The following is a 19345-nucleotide window of genomic DNA, read 5'->3' as shown; positions in this document are numbered from 1 at the left end:
ACACGCGCAAGAGTGCGGCGCGTTCAGAAATGGTGAAGGCTTATGTTCGTGTGACGATTTCTGATGGTGCTCGGAACTCTAACCAATTTGATCTGCCTCATCCAAGGGCCAGCAGATGATTGTACGATCGCCGGTTGATTCGCTCGGGTGCCGGCACCTCTGCGGCTCGCGAACGCCGGCACACATGCGCACTACTGATCACGCAACGTGAGCGTCCGGTTGAGCAAATTGTTCTGGTGCACACACTTTCGTCGATAACCCATGTCAGAGTCGGCCCAGCGATCAGGAGAGACAATCAGAATTGATTCAGATCGAAGAAGGTATCGTTGAGCACACGCTCGCATCATTGACAATCAGCGCGCTCCTGAATCGAGTCGCTCCCACCCACGAACAGGTCATACATCACTTGGATATCGCGTGCGAGAGAGCGGGTCTCATTCGGACGCACGCATCTACGATACGGATGTTGGAGCGTATCTCACGTGAAATCGCTCAGGCTCGGTCGGTGCTGGATTTCATCGGCCGAGGTGAGGTGCAACCACACTGAGTTGGCGAATGAAGCTCCTCATCCTTGTGGTTGTCAGACTTCAGCGAGGGAAGTAATCAGGGAGCCAAGCTTAGTTCATTGACACGCCAAGCCCGTATCCGATCTCTACTTTTATGCCAATTCATATGGCTTGAGGCCGGCATTTCGGGTGGCAACGGTGCACTTGGCGCGGTTGGATCCCCCTGCTGGAGCGCCACACATTGCAAATGCGCGTCCGACCAGATCAAAGCGGAGTAGGCTCGATCCCTAGCCGGCGGGCAATCCGTGTCGGCATTCAGCCACTTGTCATCTTTGAGCTCACCAAATGAGTGCTGCGGGTGCCTACAGACGTGATGTCCAAGCACATTTCCAGGATGCTCGGACATCTATTCGGACGTGATTCCGCGCTCTGCCGCGTTCCAGTCGGCGGGTAGCAGAGCATGCGAAGCTGAAAACGAGCTTTCACAACAGCAAACCCGGCTGGGAAGCTATGCCGGCCTGGGTTTGGCCTCGGCCGTCTTGGTCGAATTCAAATCAAAATAGCAAGCTGCGGCCGGGCGCCTCAATCGCCCCAGGAAATCGCATTTTCCGTACAAGACGGATTTGCGTCTCGATTTCATCATTTTTTGGATCTATTCCATAAAGTGCGCCGTGGTGGTGGTGGAGGCGCAGTCGCTACTCTTTCAAACGGGACCACCACCGTGATCGCTCTTGGACTTGCCCTCAATCTCGCGGGGCTCGGTCTGCTGTTCTGGCTGACTGTTGCTCTCGCAATATACGCCCTCCCATTTTTTGTTGCCGTCAACGTCGCTGTGATGGCCTTGGATCGAGGCAGTGGCATTACTAGTGTACTGACTATCGCGATCGTCAGTGCCGCCTTGACGCTTGCTATTATTCAATTTGCCCATTCTGTGACACGGTAGGTCATCGTGCGCGGCGCGATCGGCGCGGTTTTTGCGATTCCGGCTGGAATCGCTGGTTACCATGTGACGCTCGCGTTATCGCAGATGAGCGTCACGTCGCCGTTCTGGTGTGAGGCCTTCGCCTGCGTCGGCGCAACCTTCATCGCCGGGAAGGCTTGGATGCAGATCGCTGCCCCTAACGGGCCAAGTGGGAGCCAGCCAGGACCAGTTTTGCCTCAAGCAGGGCTGGCGGACGAAAGACGTGAGGAATAGCCCTTGCCCCGCTGCATCTGGGCTTGCTTCCCATTCTAAGGATGCGCCCAGTTTGTCATTGATAAAGCTCCAGAAAAGACGGCGGTCTTCGTTGCGGTAGATCACGCTATGCCGATTCCATTCGGCGCTGTCAGTGGTCTGTGGGAGAGGTGCGGTCTCGCATTTGACTCAGCCACAATGCCGCCGTTTCCCGCATCCTCTTTCTTTCTCTACCTCGAAACCGGCCTGCTTCTTGTGTTGCGAAGCCGCCTCTGCCAGGTCTTGTTCCGCTTAAGTCTGTGTTCAGCGCTCGGACGCACCTTTGCCTCGTTGGCTTGATCTGGCCGAAGACCGGCTGCGCCTCGATCGTCTGAGCCGCAACGCCACCGGTAGAGACTTTCTTCCCCTGGGCTACGCCCATTCCTCGCGAGGCAAGAAAGTCTCCCCGCCGGCATCCTCCGCTCCGCTCCGGCCCGCGAAAGAGCGGGTGCGTCGCCGATCGTCTTCGGCCGTCAGATCGCCATCGAGGCCGCGGTGGTCGCGGAGCTCGAAACAACTCAAGGAGAAGTAACATGGCTAGCATCGGAACTTTCAAAAAGGTCGGCAACGACTTCCAGGGCGAGATCGTCACGCTGAGTCTGCAGGCCAGGGGCGTCCGCATCGTCGCCGAGGCCAACCGCTCAAACGAGAACGCTCCCAGCCACCGCGTCTATGTGGGCCGGGCGGAAATCGGGGCAGCCTGGTCGAAGCGCTCCGAGGAAGGCCGCGACTACCTCTCGCTCAAGCTCGATGACCCCTCGTTCAACGCGCCGATTTACGCGAACCTGTTCGACGATGAAGCCGGCGACGGCTACACGCTCCTCTGGTCCCGCCCCCGCAAGACCGGCGAGTAAGCGCTCGCGACGCCAACGCCCCGCCCGATCTCATCGGGCGGGGCCGCTTTATTCGCCCCCCGGGGGGCTAAAAATGAGACTAGGAGACTTGTGCCCAGAGGAAAGCCGCACCGATGCTGCTACCTTTTTTCCGTGATGAAGACGATTTGCTTGAAGCCGAAGCCCACACGCCGAACCCGGCTGCTTCGAGGACCGCTGTAAGCGGGGTCTTGCGGGAGATAATGTCGAGGAGTCCCTCTCGGCTATGCGGCGGGAAGTAGGTTTGGCGAGAAGGACATCGGTAGATCCTTTTTTAACAAGACTGTGCAGGGGACATGATGCGCCGCCGGGCGGGTGGGGTGCCAAGATGGATAGGCATGTGGCTGTTGTGCCCATAGGCAGACGCCGCGAAGACGGCATCATGCCTCCGTTTTGGTTGCCTTTCGCGCAATCTGCGCGAACTATTAAGCACTCGCATGAATACCCCAGGAGGAGGATAGCCTTAGAAGCCTGAGATGCTGGAACCTATCATTTCTGATGGGGTGCAATGCCGACACGCTGACAGCATGATGTTCTGACGTTTCTCGAAACCAGGGCGTGGACCGGATTGATGTGGCGGCAGTCAGAGCCCGATAGATGCAAGCTGAACGAAGGCAAAGTAATCGGCTGCAAGTTTATCGTAGCGCGTGGCGACGAGGCGACCTTGCTTTATCGGATTGAAGCAACGCTCGACCCGGCTCCGGGCGCGTTAGAGGTAGGGCGCAAAGCAACTCGGATCATTTCGATTGCTTTTCGGCGCTAAGTTGGCCTTGCACCTTCCTTGAGACAAGCCCTCCGACACACCGGCGAATGCATCAGTATGTGGGAGCATCCCGCATCCGCCTATTCCGGACACTTTGAAGCGCGATTACAATGCTCACAATCTTCTTTGCTACCGTTTCGCTTCTTTACGCAACAGTCGGCCAGGCGGGAGGTACAGCCTTTCTGGCGCTAATGGCGTTCTCATCATTTCCATCAACTCAGATGCGGCCGACGGCATTGTTGCTCAACATCGTTGCTGCGACGTATTCAACGTGGCTCTTCAATCGCGGCGCCTATGTTGATTGGAAAAAGCTGAAACCTCTTGTAATCGCTTCGGTGCCAACCGCCTTAATTGGAGGTTTCACGGTCCTATCCCCGCGGGTTTATAATGCTATTACCGGTGTCGTCCTTCTAATCGCGGCTGCCGTCTTGTTGCTCGGTCGAGCCAAGAAAGACGTTTCAGATTGCGACGCGCCACTTTTGGGAACGATGGCAACAGGGGCTGGCGTCGGCTTCGTTTCAGGCGTTACAGGTGTCGGCGGTGGCGTTTTTCTCGCCCCCATCCTAATCGCGTTGCGGTGGGCGTCGCCCAAACAGGCCGCAGCGTTATCCGCTCCCTTTATTTGGGTGAATTCCGCAATTGGGCTCGTCGGCGCAGTTTATGTCGGACAATTGCCTTCACCGCAGACCTGGCAATATGCGCTAGGTGCTCTTGTCGGAGCAATGATCGGAACTACCGTTGGTCTTCGTTGGCTATCGGAGAAGACAACGCGCTACGTGCTTGTCGTTATACTCGGGGCCGCCGCTATCCAGCTTATCGCCTTTCCGACAAGATAAGACTTTCACGCTGGAGAGACTTCGCCGCCTTAAGCGTAGCCGGCAAATGGAGGCAAACCGACTATATAGACTTCGCTTCAGTCAGTGAATCGGCCGGGACGGTCGACGGCTCGCGGAGCGACGTGACAAAGCCCGTCACCGGGGAGATGCTTGACGGGGCTTGCCGATGATGATGCGGAGATCGGGCCGAAAGCCGAGCGCGACAACCAACTTGGCCGTGACAAACATCGGTCCGACCAACAGATGGCTGGGATGGTCGACCGCTGCCGGTCTGCGGCGCTCAAATACCAAATGTCCAATGATCAACGATGAGACGCCGATCAGAATCAGGACTGCAGTAAGCGACCACATCCCGACAGTCGTCAGATGATTGAGGATCATCGTCGCGACTGCAAGCAATGCGATCGCGACGCCTACGATCACGGCGCCAAGTTCGAAATCGAGCGCCAGCCAAAAAATCAGCGCTGGCGTGAGCGCCATGGTCGCCATGCTGACTTGAACTCCCAATACCGTTACGAACCATAGACCGAGCGGAAGATTACTGGCCAGGAACAAGGACAGGATGCCCAAGACGTGCATCGCGCAATTCCAGGGGGCGCGATGATACTCCGCGTAATCCGCGAGCAGTCGCCGGAAATATGAGTTCAAGCGGCGCTCGCCTCGCCCGTTGTGTTCGCGACCACGGCACATTTTATCGTCTAGCAAACGCAATGCTCGCCTCCGCTCGGAAACATGCCCGTTGCTTAAGCGCGCTATAACCTCGCGTCAAATCTCCGAAAAACATGATATTTGACAGATTCGCATAAGCTGCTTGTCAGTTGGCGTGCAAATTTAATCCTCATAGGTGGGCGAATTGACCATTTAGCGCGGCTTGGATAGGCGCTAGCGCTCGACTCGTCGCAACTGGCCAGGTTTGCGGACAAAAGGCGAGCGCAGTTTGCGTGATCGTCGCGGCTTTGAATCCTCAGCTGTGATTTTCCGGTCTCGACGATGTCGCAGTGATCCGTCTGCCGGTCGAGCAGCGCAATATGAGGCATCTCGGTTACGACAGGCTCAATGTGCGAGACTCTGGATGCTTACCCCCCGCAAAAGAATGCGCTTGGGTCATGGCTCTTGCATCGGAGCTATTGGTCGATGTGCAACAAAGTCGAGCTGGAGAAGTTCGCTTTTGAGGCCTCGTCGGAAGATATGGGCATGCAGAGGCGGGCATTGCGGGCGTTACGTTCCGTGAACGGGGCAAGAAAACGACATTGCGATATTTCCCAGCATGACTTTTGCCGGCGCCCAGAAGCGCGGAGGTTCTGAAGAGAGGCTCAGAAATCAGCCTCACCGCCGTATGGTCCGGCCTCGGCAAGTCGAACTGCAGCTAGGGGCAGTTAGGCGGTAACGATCTCGGGAGATCTTAGAGGACAGATCCGATTATTCTCATTCCGCGTCAGCTTCTCGAAAGCTAAATCTCTTAGCGAGAACGTGGTTATCCAGGGCTTTCGATCTGCCAGGAGAATGGGATGGATCCGTTTAAAAACCTCAATCCATTCGAGGCCTCGGACATAGAGCGGTCGCATGACGACGGACTGCAAACGCAGCGGGCGAATCAAGCGGGTTTTCAGCAGCACCTGAACGAGTTGCATCCGCACGAACGCCAACCCTCCGATTCACATAGCCCCGGCCAGCCCTATGGTGTGTCGAACAGAGATGCAGAGCAGTTGAGCATGCCGCACGAGGATCGCGTCGGACAAAGCACCTCGCGGTCGCGGTCTGATCCACCCTCTGAGCAAGGGGGTGATCAGAATGTGCGTTTTGCGGCCGCGGATCGCGGTCGCCATTTGCGTGGCAGTTGCAGCCTGACAGATTGCCGGCAGGGCATGGATGCAGCTGCCGATTGGCCGACGGATAGTGTCGGTCAGGAGGAGTATTCGTGGGCTGAGGCCGATGATGTGGTGTCGGAGTGGCCAACGACACCCGCAATTGCTTGGGGGCACAGCCTCGAGGCATCGACCCTTAGCCGACAGCCCCGGCCGGACGATGGCAATACTTCAACAGGAGGCGGCCGGTTCCCCCTCGCGCCGGTCCCGGCGCAGTGGACCGGCGGCTTGCACGGCACGGGCGCTTCCACATCTAGCTCTGCCAGCAATCTGACGAACCTTGAAGTCCCCGTCCTCAGGGAAGGGCGGCTTGAGCAGATCCTGGACAATTGGGCTGGCGAACCGGGGCAGACGGAAAACGAGAACCGGCACGAGGCCGCAAGACGAATAAGAGCCTGGGTAGAAGCCGGAGACGTCTATGCACGGCTGGAGCTGCCACGCCTGGGCCTGACGACATTGCCCGCCGCATTTCCGCCCGGCCTCCAGTCGCTTGATGTGAGCGACAACGACTTGGTGCACCTGCCCGACACGCTCCCGGCCGGACTCCGGGCGCTCGGCGCCAGCGACAACCGCTTGACCAGCCTGCCTGATATGCTTCCGATCGGACTCCAGTCACTGGAAATCGGCGGCAATCTGCTGAGCAGACTGCCCGAAACTCTTCCGGAGAATCTCTGGACGCTCGGTGTCTGCAGCTGCCGGCTGACCAACCTGCCGGACACACTGCCGGCGGGGCTCCAGAACCTTGACGTCCGCGGCAACCTGCTGACCAGCCTGCCCAACACACTCCCGACCGGACTTCAGACACTTGCCGTTGGCGGCAACCAGCTGACTAGCCTACCCGAGAGTCTGCCGCCCGACCTTCAGGAGCTCGAAGCCGACGGCAACCGGCTGACCAGCCTGCCCAACGCCCTTCCCGGCGATCTCCCGTTGCTCTTCGCCCGCGACAACGACCTGACCAGCCTGCCCGACAGCCTCCCGCCTGAGCTTCAGAGACTCCACGTCGGAGGCAACCGGCTGACGAGCTTGCCTGAGAACCTTCCGGCCGAGCTCCAGGTGCTCGAGGTACGGGGCAACCGGCTGACTAGCCTGCCGGAGACGCTGCTAACCCAGCTGGGTTCTGAGTGCATCGTGTATGTAGAGGATAACCCGCTGTCCGCGCGGGTGCGGACGAATTTGGCAACAGCCCTGAATGCCCTCGGCTATAGCGGTCCGCGAGTGTTCTTCTCGATGAGTGAGGGAACGGCGGGCGATTCAGCGCGACCCCTGAGCGAGGCGGTAGCGGACTGGATGGAGGGCGAGCCGGAGGTGATCGCTGCATGGCGGAACTTCGCCGGCGAAGCGGGCGCGTCGGAATATGCGCTTTTCCTCGACAGGCTGCGTAGCACCGTGAATAGCGGCAATCCGGAATTTAGAAAAGCAGTAGCCGATGATCTGCGGCAAGCAGCGTCCAGGCCGAAGTTGCGTCAGCAATATTTCCAGCTGGCGTTTGGGGCGAGCGAGACCTGCGAAGATCGCATCACGCTGACCTGGAACGGCATGCAAATCGCACGCATGAACGCTGATGTCGAGGAGGGGACCTATGACAACCGTCTAGGCGAGCTCGTCGGCCAGGCGCGGGTCCTGTTCCGCCTGGGCGCGCTCGAGCCCATCGCTCGTCAGAAGGTCGGTTCACTCCAATTCGTCGACGAGATAGAGGTCTATCTTGCCTATCAGGTCAAGCTACGCGAGCGGCTGGACCTGCAGCTCATCGCTCCGGACATGCGGTTCTTTGATGTCTCCTACGTCACTGAGCACGACCTCACCGCGGCCGAGACCCAGGTTCGGAATGAGGAGGCGGCAGGATTCGCCGATTATCTGGCAACTCGCTGGCAACCATGGGAGACGGTGGTGAGCCGGATCGCCCCCGAAGCCCACGCACAGATGCAGGACCGGCTGATCGCGGCGATGGACGAGGATTTCCAGAGTCGGCTCGAGCAACGGCTCGCCGATCACGACCTGACCGGAAACAGCGATGCCGAGTTGCAGTTCGGAGCAAAGATCCGCGACGAGATCGCTTGCGAGATTAAAGGCGAGCTGATGCGCGAGGTGCTCAGGGACCACGGCGTTGAGCTGTGAAGCAGCTATCCTATTGCGAGGGACGTCAATCTCTTCCCACTCAGCCCTCGCTACGCCATGGTGGTTTTCGATATGTCGGCGCGCAAATGGAACGTTTGTTAAAGACTCGGCGGCAGGATCTAAGTGCAGGGGCTCGATCGATCTTCTCGAGGGATTGCAACGGACCATTCGCAGCAGCAGAGCAACTGCAATCCATCGCTCTCGCCGCGACCGATACTTTTGCTGCGCAAATTGCCCCTTGGCAATTAAGCTATCCATATTGGCCAAAGACGCGGACCGATTGACTGGCGCATGACTCAAGAGGTGTATCTGCCTTGTGCATCATGACGAGCACCTCAGGGTGTCGATTCAGAAGTCGGAAAATGCTATCGTTTTGAGGATGGGCAGTCCGGCCGAGCGTCGCATTCGACGGCAAAAATCTCAGCAACCGCAGCGGACCGATCTTCGACGAATAAAGTCGAACTGAGGTGACCCTTCACCTGAAGTTCCGCGGGCATTGTCGAGTTGGCCGGCGCCGATCCCAAGCTACTCGCAGTTGATATCGCGCTGCGACGCCAACAAGCGGCCGCAAGATGCGCCCCAGCGAACTTCTTCGCATCGATGCCGATCGCAAACTACAATGGCATCGTGTCACCGCGTAAGATCATCAAGCCTAAAAGGTAGGCCGGCATTGAATGGATCAGTTGGCGATGATCGGGCCGACTTTGTATAACACTCTAGGTTTGCCATAGCATGCTGAAACAAGCCGTTCGACCGATCAATGCCGAGCTCAGGCCCCGCGCAGGGCACGAGCAAAGCGTGACGTTGAGACTTCCTGCCCGAGTCCTGACGAGCAGGGAAGCTATACGCCACCTTGCCTTCGACGCGCACCACATTCGCCGAGCGTCGGCTGCGGGCATGCGCTGCCAACTAAACTGGCGGTTCGAACCTTCCTTTGACGGTGGCTTGGCTTTAGTTGGGCATGACGCCGCAGCTTCGAAGGACCAATATGGTTTCCATCGCCGTATCACTAGCGACTCCCGTCAGCTCGTCGAAAGCTAAACCCCTCAGAACAGGAGAGACTGTCTACCGAAACTGACACGCTGATTTGACCGAAGGAGAACGAGCATTGATGAACACAGGGCGGGCCGAGTCGAGCGCTGGTACTCCTTCAGAACAAAGCCACCGGCAAGGTTGCCTGTGCGGTCTCACTCAGGCGGCGGCTGAGTGGGTCCAAGCCTTGACTGGAGCGCGGGAGTCCGCTCGTTCGCAGGAGTCGCAGGATCAAATCCTGGACGCTTGGGCTGGCGATGTGAATCAGGGGCTGAACGAGAACCGGCAAGAGGCGGTAAGGCGAGTGCGAGCTTGGCGACATAACGCCAATGCCTCTACGCCGCTGCCGCTGAATCTGTCGTCGCTGTCCCTAACAACCTTGCCCGCCCTTCCGGTGCAGGTCCAGCAGCTGGACGCCAGCGGCAACCAGTTGACCCATTTGCCCGCGGCTCTTCCGCCTGCGCTCTGGGATCTGAACGCCGACGAGAACCGGCTGACCAACCTTCCCGAAACACTCCCGGCTGGACTGCAGCAGCTCAGCGTCACCGGCAATCTACTAACGGCCCTGCCTGATACACTCCCGCCTAGGCTCCTGCGGCTCTACGCGAGCGTCAATCTGCTGACTCATCTGCCCAATACGCTCCCGGCTGGGCTGCTGCGGCTCTACGTCGCCAACAACCATCTGACCCGTCTGCCTGATGCCCTTCCGGCAGGGCTCCGGCAACTCCGGGTCGAAGGCAACGGGCTGACAAGCCTGCCGGAGACGCTGCTAACCCAGCTAGGCTCTGCGTGTAGGATTGAACTGGCGGGTAACCCGTTATCCGAGGGGGGACGGACGAATCTGGCGGCAACCCTGAATGCCCCGGGTTATAGCGGTCCCCGGGTCTTCTTCTCGATGAATGAGGGAACCGCGAGCGGTCCAGCACGACCCCTGACGGAGGTAGCAGCAAACAGGATGGAGGGCGAGCCGGAGGCGATCGCCGCCTTGCAGAAATTCGCCAAAGAGCCGGGGGCGCGGGAATATATGCGTTTCCTCAACAGGCTGCGAGAGACTGTGAGTTATAAGCATCTAGAATTCCGAAACACGGTATTGGATGATTTGCGGCAAGCAGCGATCAGGCCGGGGTTGCGCCAGCAGTATTTCCAGCTGGCGTTTGGGGCGAGCGAGACCTGCGAAGATCGCATCACGCTGACCTGGAACGGCATGCAAATCGCACGCATGAACGCTGATGTCGAGGAGGGGGCCTATGACCATCGTCTGGGCGACCTCGTCCACCGGGCGCGGGTCATGTTCCGGCTGGGCGCACTCGAGCGGATTGCTCGTCAGAAGGCCGGCTCGCTCCAATTCGTCGATGAGGTCGAAGTCTATCTCGCCTATCAGGTCAAGCTACGCGAGCGCCTGGATCTGCGGCTGATGGCTCCGAAGATGCGGTTCTTTGATGTCTCCTACGTCACTGAGCACGACCTCACCACAGCGGAGAAGCAGGTGCGGAATGAGGAGGCGGCGGATTTCGCCGACTATCTGGCAACCCGCTGGCAACCTTGGGAGACGGTCGTGAGGCGGATCGCCCCCGAAGCCCATGCACAAATGCAGGACCGGCTGATCGAGGCGATGGACGAGGATTTCCAGAATCGCCTTAAGCAACGGCTCGCCGATCATGACCTGACCGGAAACAGCGATGCCGAGTTGCAGTTCGGAGCAAAGATCCGCGACGAGATCGCCTGCGAGATTAAGGGCGAGCTGATGCGCCAAGTGCTCAGGGACCATGGCGTTGAGCTATGAAGCAGCCATTCCTTTGTGAGGGACCGCCAAAAAGCTTGAATGAGGGCTCGCCATCGCCTTTTAGATTGTTTGCGCACGATCTTTCCGGAAAACCCTTCTTTTCTGGACCCACTCTAAGAGGCGATGCGCGATGGCGTTGAGTCCTCAGCGTTTGCGTCGAGCACTCCCGCCACCCTGATTTTGTCACGCGGGATTTTATTCCCCGTTCGCATTGGCTTGGCTATAGTGCTTCTGCCTCACCTGTGTCCTCAGTTGGGGAGTCTAAAGCGCGCTTAGATTCGGATGTCGTTGTTGTTCGAGCACGATTTTCTCGGAGAAATTTTAGACGAGACGGCGCCGACGCTTGATGCCGATCGGAAGCGCCATGCGTCATCGATCTTACGGCAGAACGTCAAAATGATCACCACGCCGGCACCAGAGGCGGTCGTCAAGCGATGTGTGGTCTCATCCGACTTCGCCAACTGGCGGACTTCGTTGTCGAACCTGCGTTGTTGCTTGCAGATCTGCTCATAGATCCACAGAATAGGCTCGATCACACTGAGAAGCTGATGATCCTCACCCAAAGCTCGCGTAACAGATTGCGAAACTGTAGTCCTATCTTGCCTGGAAACAGCAAGCCATTTGATCGAGCTTTCGGACTTGGTTCTCGATAGATCGACGAATGGTCACGAGCCGAATCTCGCGACAGCATAGCTCGGATACTCTCATTTTCCTCGCTCTTGACCTTGACCTCACAATACGGACCGTCACGGACCAGCTCGGCGAGCCCTCGCGCCAATCTGATCGCTTTTGTTCACGCCTGCAGACAAAGCCGCGTGCGGATGTCGCGCGTCGATGCAAACCACCGGAGGATCGACCCGATGAGTTTCATGCCTCCGCCTCCTTTTATAGGACGGCCGCCAGAAATGGCTCCGTCGTGCCGATCGTCGAAGCCGGCGGAGCTAAAAGAAAACGGGAAGGTCCGTGCGAAATCCAGCCGGAGAAGAGAAAATGCATGCCGACGGTCCGGAGATTCAAACTCGGGCATTGACGTTGCCCCGGCTGCGCCCGGAAGGCGCGGTGGGTGCGGTTTTGTACGGCAGAGTGCCGGCAATTCGGGCCATAAGTTGCCGCAGCCACTGATGGGCAGCGGAATGATGCGTCCGGGACGTCCAGGTCATGCCGATTTGAAACGGTTCGGGGAAAGGACACGGCGTTGCCACGACGGATTTGGCGATGTTCGAACCGATGCGGCTGGGCACGGTCGAGACCAGATCCGTGCCGGGGAGAATGTGGGTTAGATCGGAGATGCTCGGCACCGTGACCACCTGGTTGAGCGACAGGCCGCGTTCATCGAGCCTTCTGAGGTAGCCTGAGCGCCAGGTTCCTCCATAGGTTACGACGGCGTGGTTCGTTTTGACATAGTCGTCGACGCGCAACTTCCGGCCGGCGAACAGATGGCCCTTGTGCATAACGCACACATAATGGTCATCCAGCAGATGGCGATGATAGAAGTTTTCCTCCTGCACCTCGTAGGGGCCAATGAGAAGATCGGCTTCGCCGCGTTTGAGATACGCCATCCCTTTCGCGCGCGCCGTCTTGATCTCCAGCAGCAGGCGCGGCGCCCGGCGTCTGATTTCTGCGATGGTACGCGGCAGAATGATTGAGCGTTCGTAATAGTTGCAGGCGATCGTGATTTGCCCGGACGCGCTTGCGGGATCGAAATCCGTCGGCCGCATTAGGCCCTCGAAGCCTTCAAGCAGGCGGCTGGCACACTCAACGATCTCGACACATCGAGGCGTTGGTGCGATCCCGCCATGCTGGCGCACGAACAGCTTGTCGTGAAACGCCGCGCGCAGCCGGTCCATCGTATAGCTAATCGTCGATTGGTTCGTACCGAGCACTTCAGCGGCCTTCGAAAACGAGCCCAGTTCCGAGACCAGGCGCAAAGTGCGGATCGCAGCAAAATCAATCGCAAGTGGATCCCAATCCTTTGCCATCGCCTTAAGTCCCTCGTCGCGAAATCACACCACCCTATCGAAAGAGTAGATAACGGTTATCAACTCTGTCCGATTGTCCGATCACTATTGCCAACGTAATCTGCTCGAAAATGGGAGTTAAAGCGGCGGGCCCGCGACCATCGCCTCAACCATGGAGAAGCCTATGAACGCACCCAAAACCTTTCCGCTCAATGCCTGGTACGCGGCTGCATGGTCACATGAGATCGCCCCCGAGCTGTCCGCCCGCAAAATTTGCGGCAAGGACGTCGTGCTTTACCGCCGCACTGATGGCCTTGTCGCGGCTTTGGAGGATGCCTGTTGGCACCGGCTGCTGCCGCTATCGCTCGGACATCTCAAGGGCGACGACGTCATGTGTGGCTATCACGGGCTGGTGTTCAATTCGGCCGGCCGCTGCTCCTACATGCCCGCGCAGAAAACGATCAATCCGTCAGCCTGCGTGCGTACCTATCCGGTGGCTGAGCGGCATCGTCTGGTCTGGCTGTGGCCTGGCGATCCAGCGCTGGCGGACCCCGCCAAAATTCCAGATTTTCATTGGAACGATGGCACAGAATGGGTCGGCGACGGCGGCACGTTCTATCAGCTGAAATGCGACTATCGCCTGGTTGTGGACAACCTGATGGACCTCACGCACGAGACCTATGTGCATGCCGGCAGCATCGGCGACGAGGCCATCACGGCCGCGCCCTTCGATGTGACCCACACCGATAACACAGCGACAATGACACGCTGGATGATCGACATCGATCCGCCCCCTTTCTGGGGCCGCCAGCTTGCACGCCCGGGCCGTGTTGATCGCTGGCAGATCGTGACTTTCCAGGCGCCTTCGATCGTCGTCGGCGACGTCGGCGTGGCGCTGACAAATACAGGCGCGCCGCAAGGCGACCGCTCGCACGGGGTCAGCGGCGCATTCTTAGCGGCGATCTCGCCCGAAACGGAGACGACCTGCCACTACTTCTGGAACTTTGTCAGGAATTATCGCAAGGATGACGCGCAGCTGACGAGCGAGCTCCAGCTTGCCCACGTTAATGGCGGGGCAGGGGTCTACGATCAGGATCATCGAGTCTTGGAGGCGCAGCAGGCTGCTATCGACAAGAACCCGCGTTCTCCCTTTTACGATCTCAACATCGATGCAGGCGCGCTCTGGGCACGGCGGCTGATCGACCGGGTGATGGCTAACGAGCATGCTCCCGTGATCGCTGACGCTGCGGCCGAGTGAGTGAAGTCATGGCCAAGCCGACCGAACCGATTAGCGCATGCCTTCGCGCCACGCGCGATCTCACTCCTGACGTCCGTCTCTTTGAGATTGAGCCGGACAGCCCATTAGTCAATGTAGGGCCTGGCAGTCACATTGACGCCCTCGTGCCGACCGACGGGCGACCGCAGCTTCGTAGCTATTCATTGGCAGGATCTTGTGCGGACGGACTCTATCGCATCGCCGTCAAGAGGCTCGCGTCGAGTCGGGGCGGGTCTATCGGCATGTGGCGCCTCAAGGCGGGCGAACGGCTCACGATTTTTAAGCCAAAAAATAGCTTCGAATTGAGCTACGATCGGCCGGACTACCTGCTGCTGGCCGGCGGGATCGGCATCACACCGATCTACACGATGGCGCTGGCGCTGAAGCAAGCGGGAGCGAACTTCCGCCTGCTCTATGCCGCACGGAGCCGTCGCGACCTCGCCTTCGCGGACGAGCTTGCCACTTCCATCGGGGAACGCCTTCAGCTCTTCGTCAGTGAAGAGGGACAGCGGATCGACATCGGCGGCGAGATAGCCCAACTAGACGCGCGCGGTGAGCTCTATGTGTGTGGCCCGTTCGGCATGTTGGAGGCGGCCAAACAGCTTTGGAGCCAATCGGGCAGGCCCGCTGCGCACCTCCGCTACGAGACGTTCGGCAATGCCGGTCGCCTCGCGGGCGCCCCGTTCAAGATCAGGGTTCCCCGATTGGGCCTGGAAATTGACGTCCCTGTAAATCGCTCCATGCTGGAGGCGCTTGAAGATGCCGGCGTCGACATGATCTTTGGCTGTCGGCGCGGAGAATGCGGTCTTTGCGTGCTGCCGATCTTGGAGGCGTCGGCTGAGGTCGATCATCGTGACGTGTTTTTCGGTATTGAAGAGCGGGCGATGATCAGCAGAATCTGCACCTGCGTGTCGCGCGCGGCGAGCGGCTTTCTAACCATCGATACACCTGATCGAACGCCAAACCAGCGTCTTTCCCAACGTCTCTCGGTGCAGGCCGGAGGGCTACATAAGATCCGCGAGTAACCCTGCTCGATCAGCACCGGCCCGGGCTACGCGGGCCGTGAGAGGCTCCTCGTCATATCGGCAAGGCACAGGCGACGGCGATTTCCCTCGTCCCGACCGGGTCCCGCCAGATCGAACGAAGCCGCGCGCGTGATTGGCGATTCCGGCAACGTTATTGGCCGCTTGGCTTCGGCACCCGGGTTGAAGCTGGTTCTGGAGCTGTCCCGCGAGACCTGGCCATGATTTACGAGCCGCGAAAGTACTTCCTCTCTGAAGCTTTCGGGATACCGACTGCTGTATGACCCTGACTACGCCCGCTGGCTCCCGATTTCGTCGGCCTGACTAATGGTGTCACCACATTTCAATACTCGATCGCGTGCCCCTAGAGCTCAAGTCGAGCGGCCTGCGTCGACAGTTGGTCCGCCTCGGCAAGCCGATAGTGTAGGACGTCGCTATGCACTGTGCTCAACAAGGACTTGCAGAATGCAGGCGTGAGCTTGCCGCGGTGAACCACGACGTCTTCGCGACCTGTCGCAGCCCGGGCGTTCTGCCACTGTCGATTGTAGCCGCGTTGTGCATTTGACTTGACGTGGCAAGCGGCGAATTCGGCGTCATCCAGCGTCGTCAACTGCCACACATGTACCGGCCGCTTCGTATGGATGTGCACCCACATCGGGCTCGGCATTGCACCATTGCGCAGCGCCTTGGGTTGCAGCTTGACCTCGAACAGCACCCCTGGCTCACCCTTTAACGCGCGCGGTAAACCGGCAGGCGTCAACTCCTCGGCCGCGCGCAACTGTTCAAGGTAGTTCTGCGACGGATAGGCATACGTCTTCATGCAATCGACCGCCATCGTGCCCCTTCGCTCGTTCAAAGCCGTCCCCAGCCCCTGCGCCTCGGACCGCAGCATCTTGAGCCGGACGATTTTGTCGTGCACTTCGCGCACTTGTGCAGGCGTGAGTAGGACACGTCGACGAGGCTCCTCCAACGCAGCTACACAGGCCTGCATCTCGGCTACCTGGGTCTTCAGGCGCCCGATCGCAGTATCCACGACGTGTTCGGCGTCCTCGGGCTTCATGTGGCGGGCTTGCGAGGCGGCCCTTTGCTGACCAGGCAGATCGAATTGCAAAAGTTCGTCCAACCGCTTGAGGAGCCCCGTCAGTGCTTCCATCGACGGCGGGGCCTGCCAGATCGCCAAGTGCGCCGTCTCCGACGATGACGCCCTCGCATGCGCCTCCTCCGCGGTCACGAGCCTCTTCGTACCGAATTCCGAGAGCACGACAACTTTGGCTGCTGGCGCCGCGGCGTTGGCGTCCATAGCGACATGCGCCTGGGTCTGCCCAGGCGCCGAGCTCCCAGCGCCAGCGGACCGCGTGCTCTTGCCTTTCCCCTTTCTCCGCGGTCTAGCGCCTTCGGCGGCTACAGCCTCGCCGATAGTGCTGGCGGGCATCGCAGCCCGAGGGTCGGTCGGCGGCACAATGACCGCTGACGCTTTCGGCTGCAGTGACAGGAAGCGCATGACCTCCTGCGCAGTAACCCACGCACCTTCCACTATCTGGCCTGACAGTTCCAATGGGAGGTTGGCTGTCCCAGTATCGCTTAGGTTTGCAACGATGTTGTGCCACGCCAGCCCAAGTTCCGAAAGGCGCTCCATAACTCCTTTCAAAACGGCGCAGTGCGCTGCGTCGAGTGCACGTCCGTTGCTGTTTAGAACAGCATCGCTCGTAGAGTTGAATGCCGGGAAAACGTCATCGATGAACGTTCCTAGCAGACGCACCCGCCCGTTCTCATCCATGAGGGCTTCCCTCGTGGCTGGCTCGAATGTGCTCATCTGCGGCTCAATCATGATTCGCAAGAGCGCGATCTGCGATTGCAAATGCAGGCACTTCATATTCAGTGCCCAGCCGGTGTGCAGCCGCAGGTCGGCCTCTTCGGCTTGCCGCATCTCAGCCGTGGTACTTGGTAAATTGTAAGTGGCGGTGCAGACGGACTGCATTCTTTCCAAGCGCAATGCCTTCTTTCCCCACCACTCCATACAGGCCGTATAACGGTTTGCTACGCTGGAGATCGCTCGACTCAGCTGGTCGAAGGGAGCGCTCGATTGGACCATCCGATCGAGCACAGTGGCCGCACTCTTCCTGCTCTGCTCCAGGGCGTAGATGGTCGGGGTTGCTAGTAGGTTGCATTGGTTCCCCGCATGGAGCACCTCGTCTCGGAGACGGCGAGCCTGATCGTCGGAGAGGATGCTAGGCGCCTCATGCTGGGGTAGCCTCGCGTAGTACTCCAGAACGTTTGAGCCTGCCTTGATGAGCTGGTCAATCAGCTCTTGTGCCACCAACGCGTTCGGCGCCGGCTGCACGGCCGCATTGCGGCAAGTATCAAGTTCTGCCAGCAGGCTGTCCATTTGGCGCTTCGCTGCCTTGATCTCGTCGCCGGTCCAAGGAATGGGGCCCGCCACATCGGAAGTTTGCAGCTGGCTTGCGACCGGCCCCGCTCCATCTTGAGCCCCAGAGCGCATCCGCTCCACGACGGAATTGAACAATTGGCTGCCCTCAGCATGGGCGAGACTTGATTCCGAGCGCGAACTGCTCGATCTCCACGTGCTGTCAGCTCCAGTAGCCTCAACGTGCGCTTTACCAGGTCGGCCAATGCCCGTCATATTCCACCTCCGATCCAGGGAGAATGCGAAGCGAATTTAGATAGACCGCCTGGCTGACGATTAGCTGACGAACGGCGTTGCCGCGGATGCACTAAGGAAATCAGAATTGCGGGGCTTCCACTTCCATGAAAGATGGCGTGTGTTTTTCCGCCTTGCAGACACGCGTTCTCTTCGCAAGCGCCACTTCCGTGTTCTGACCATCCTCCGCACAGGTCAGCACAGTCCGGGTTCTCAGAGCCAGCGCCTGCGCCTTTCCGCCGCATCGTCAGCGACCTTAGTTCGGGATGCTCATCATCGCTCAATATCAGGGGAGCAAGTTGCTGGACCGCTATCGGAGACTCCGTCGCTGTTTGCCCCATCCTTGGCACAGCGACGCGAATCTACTGCGAATCTATGATTGCGAACTTGCCTAGCTGAAAAGCGCTGCAACGGCAGCAACGTTTGCGCAACGGTTGCCCAGTCACCTGCTCGCCTCTATGGTGTCCAGCATCTCTTGATGGCTGTCGAGAAACCCTGCGAACACATCGATGAAGAATTGGATGTCGGAGCGGGTCATTGGTGTCGAGATCGAAGCGGCAGCGCTATGCGGCAGGATGATCGCGTTTTCCGCAAAGAAACGCGAGAGCTGCTTCTTTAAAGCTGCTGCGCTCAGTCCAGGATAGGCCTCACGATAGTCGCTGGGGATGAGTTCCATCGGATGAATACGAAAGAGCCAGGCCGCTCCAGTCACGCACAGCGGCACGCGCCGGGTTGAGATGTCGGCTTCTTTGCTGCAAGAGTCCGTGTAATCGAGACATACTCATGTAAATTGAATCCCATCGAAAGCTGGATGCCTTTCTGGACAGCGACATCATCAACGCTCGAAGGAAGCGCGAAATGTGCAAAGGGTCAATGACGCTTGTCATTACCGTACCTTGGTCCTCTGGTGACGATTCGCATCCAAGCTTACGGAGTGAACTGCTAACTAATGGTACAGCATTGGCGACCGATCGAAACACTGCCTGCTCTGGTGAGCACGCTGGATTCGCCGTTTCAGAAGCGGTGTCACGGTGTGCTGGCGTCCAACCACACCACAGCATTATTGAACGCTGGGGGCGGTGATGGGTAGGCTCAGCCGCCGGGCCAGTCCGACGGCTGCCATTGAAAGAATCCAGCGCCCGCGATGTCATCGAGCTAATGAAGACTGGCGCCATTCCTCGGACGCCGAAATCGCGCTTTTTGATTTGTATCTGTGGTATCAAACGTGAGCGGAGTGTCATAGGGTCACAGAACGAAGTGCGGCTCGCCGCAATCGCCGAAGGTGCGGGCGAGCAGTCTGCCTCGACCGGCTCCGACGGTCGAGCGACGTGAGAAACACCCTCTGCCGCAATGTCTGGGCTTGTTTCCTTTACCAAGGTGTCCACGCTCTCATCGATAAAGCTCCTGAGAAAGCGGCGTCCTTTCGTTGGCTGGATCAGGCTGTG

General features: G+C 59.0%; 12 protein-coding genes and 1 pseudogene. 8 read left to right on the top strand and 5 right to left on the bottom strand.

What is annotated here, in order from left to right; genetic code table 11:
• Positions 1 to 1227 precede the first annotated feature (1227 nt).
• Both QA645_RS40425 and QA645_RS40420 read left to right on the top strand, forming a co-directional pair.
• Entirely contained in the window at positions 1228 to 1449 is a 222-nt protein-coding gene (locus tag QA645_RS40425; protein WP_283046557.1) for a hypothetical protein, read from the top strand.
• An 803-nt stretch (positions 1450 to 2252) separates the two neighbouring features.
• The gene (locus tag QA645_RS40420; protein WP_283046540.1) at positions 2253 to 2573 is read left to right on the top strand and encodes a DUF736 domain-containing protein; all 321 of its coding nucleotides are present in this window, start codon (positions 2253 to 2255) and stop codon (positions 2571 to 2573) included.
• A 601-nt stretch (positions 2574 to 3174) separates the two neighbouring features.
• Here QA645_RS40420 and QA645_RS40415 read toward each other — a convergent pair.
• Positions 3175 to 3360 (bottom strand): annotated as a pseudogene (locus QA645_RS40415) (IS5/IS1182 family transposase); the annotation flags it as partial.
• Positions 3361 to 3464: 104 nt separating this feature from the next.
• Between QA645_RS40415 and QA645_RS40410 the strand changes: the two are divergent.
• Positions 3465 to 4190, top strand: a complete 726-nt coding sequence (locus tag QA645_RS40410) for a sulfite exporter TauE/SafE family protein (RefSeq protein ID WP_283046556.1) — start codon at positions 3465 to 3467, stop codon at positions 4188 to 4190.
• Between the two features lie 135 nt (positions 4191 to 4325).
• On the opposite strand, the gene QA645_RS40405 is transcribed toward QA645_RS40410, so the two are convergent.
• Positions 4326 to 4838: an Mpo1-like protein gene (locus QA645_RS40405; protein ID WP_283046554.1), complete on the bottom strand. Its 513-nt coding sequence runs from the start codon at positions 4836 to 4838 to the stop codon at positions 4326 to 4328.
• 860 nt (positions 4839 to 5698) lie between these two features.
• Here QA645_RS40405 and QA645_RS40400 point away from each other — a divergent pair.
• From QA645_RS40400 to QA645_RS40390, 3 genes are all read left to right on the top strand, one after another.
• Positions 5699 to 8170, top strand: coding sequence for an NEL-type E3 ubiquitin ligase domain-containing protein (locus QA645_RS40400; protein ID WP_283046552.1), 2472 nt, complete (start codon positions 5699 to 5701; stop codon positions 8168 to 8170).
• A gap of 1111 nt (positions 8171 to 9281) precedes the next feature.
• Entirely contained in the window at positions 9282 to 10985 is a 1704-nt protein-coding gene (locus QA645_RS40395; RefSeq protein WP_283053576.1) for an NEL-type E3 ubiquitin ligase domain-containing protein, read from the top strand.
• Positions 10986 to 11276: 291 nt separating this feature from the next.
• A complete protein-coding gene (locus QA645_RS40390) occupies positions 11277 to 11498 on the top strand; it encodes a hypothetical protein (RefSeq protein ID WP_283046550.1) in 222 nt (73 codons plus the stop codon).
• A gap of 500 nt (positions 11499 to 11998) precedes the next feature.
• On the opposite strand, the gene QA645_RS40385 is transcribed toward QA645_RS40390, so the two are convergent.
• A complete protein-coding gene (locus QA645_RS40385; protein ID WP_283046549.1) occupies positions 11999 to 12964 on the bottom strand; it encodes a LysR family transcriptional regulator in 966 nt (321 codons plus the stop codon).
• 163 nt (positions 12965 to 13127) lie between these two features.
• Between QA645_RS40385 and QA645_RS40380 the strand changes: the two genes are divergently transcribed.
• Together QA645_RS40380 and QA645_RS40375 are read left to right on the top strand one after the other, a co-directional pair.
• A complete protein-coding gene (locus tag QA645_RS40380) occupies positions 13128 to 14201 on the top strand; it encodes an aromatic ring-hydroxylating dioxygenase subunit alpha (protein ID WP_283046548.1) in 1074 nt (357 codons plus the stop codon).
• Between the two features lie 8 nt (positions 14202 to 14209).
• Positions 14210 to 15244, top strand: coding sequence for a PDR/VanB family oxidoreductase (locus QA645_RS40375; RefSeq protein WP_283046546.1), 1035 nt, complete (start codon positions 14210 to 14212; stop codon positions 15242 to 15244).
• A gap of 361 nt (positions 15245 to 15605) precedes the next feature.
• Here QA645_RS40375 and QA645_RS40370 read toward each other — a convergent pair whose 3' ends face one another.
• Positions 15606 to 17882, bottom strand: coding sequence for a hypothetical protein (locus QA645_RS40370; RefSeq protein WP_283046544.1), 2277 nt, complete (start codon positions 17880 to 17882; stop codon positions 15606 to 15608).
• Between the two features lie 460 nt (positions 17883 to 18342).
• A complete protein-coding gene (locus QA645_RS40365) occupies positions 18343 to 18576 on the bottom strand; it encodes a hypothetical protein (RefSeq protein ID WP_283046542.1) in 234 nt (77 codons plus the stop codon).
• Positions 18577 to 19345 lie beyond the last annotated feature (769 nt).

This window comes from Bradyrhizobium sp. CIAT3101 (assembly GCF_029714945.1).
Taxonomy (GTDB): Bacteria; Pseudomonadota; Alphaproteobacteria; order Rhizobiales; family Xanthobacteraceae; genus Bradyrhizobium.
Note: the sequence above shows the minus strand (reverse complement) of the source record. Positions and strands in the feature narration are given on the sequence as shown.

What these genes read in the sequence shown, in the direction of transcription:
- QA645_RS40420 (WP_283046540.1), top strand. Translation starts at nt 2,253, where the DNA reads ATGGCTAGCATCGGAACTTTCAAAAAGGTCGGCAACGACTTCCAGGGC.
- QA645_RS40410 (WP_283046556.1), top strand. Translation starts at nt 3,465, where the DNA reads ATGCTCACAATCTTCTTTGCTACCGTTTCGCTTCTTTACGCAACAGTC.
- QA645_RS40400 (WP_283046552.1), top strand. Translation starts at nt 5,699, where the DNA reads ATGGATCCGTTTAAAAACCTCAATCCATTCGAGGCCTCGGACATAGAG.
- QA645_RS40395 (WP_283053576.1), top strand. Translation starts at nt 9,282, where the DNA reads ATGAACACAGGGCGGGCCGAGTCGAGCGCTGGTACTCCTTCAGAACAA.
- QA645_RS40385 (WP_283046549.1), bottom strand. Translation starts at nt 12,964, where the DNA reads ATGGCAAAGGATTGGGATCCACTTGCGATTGATTTTGCTGCGATCCGC.
- QA645_RS40380 (WP_283046548.1), top strand. Translation starts at nt 13,128, where the DNA reads ATGAACGCACCCAAAACCTTTCCGCTCAATGCCTGGTACGCGGCTGCA.
- QA645_RS40375 (WP_283046546.1), top strand. Translation starts at nt 14,210, where the DNA reads ATGGCCAAGCCGACCGAACCGATTAGCGCATGCCTTCGCGCCACGCGC.
- QA645_RS40370 (WP_283046544.1), bottom strand. Translation starts at nt 17,882, where the DNA reads ATGACGGGCATTGGCCGACCTGGTAAAGCGCACGTTGAGGCTACTGGA.
- QA645_RS40365 (WP_283046542.1), bottom strand. Translation starts at nt 18,576, where the DNA reads ATGGAACTCATCCCCAGCGACTATCGTGAGGCCTATCCTGGACTGAGC.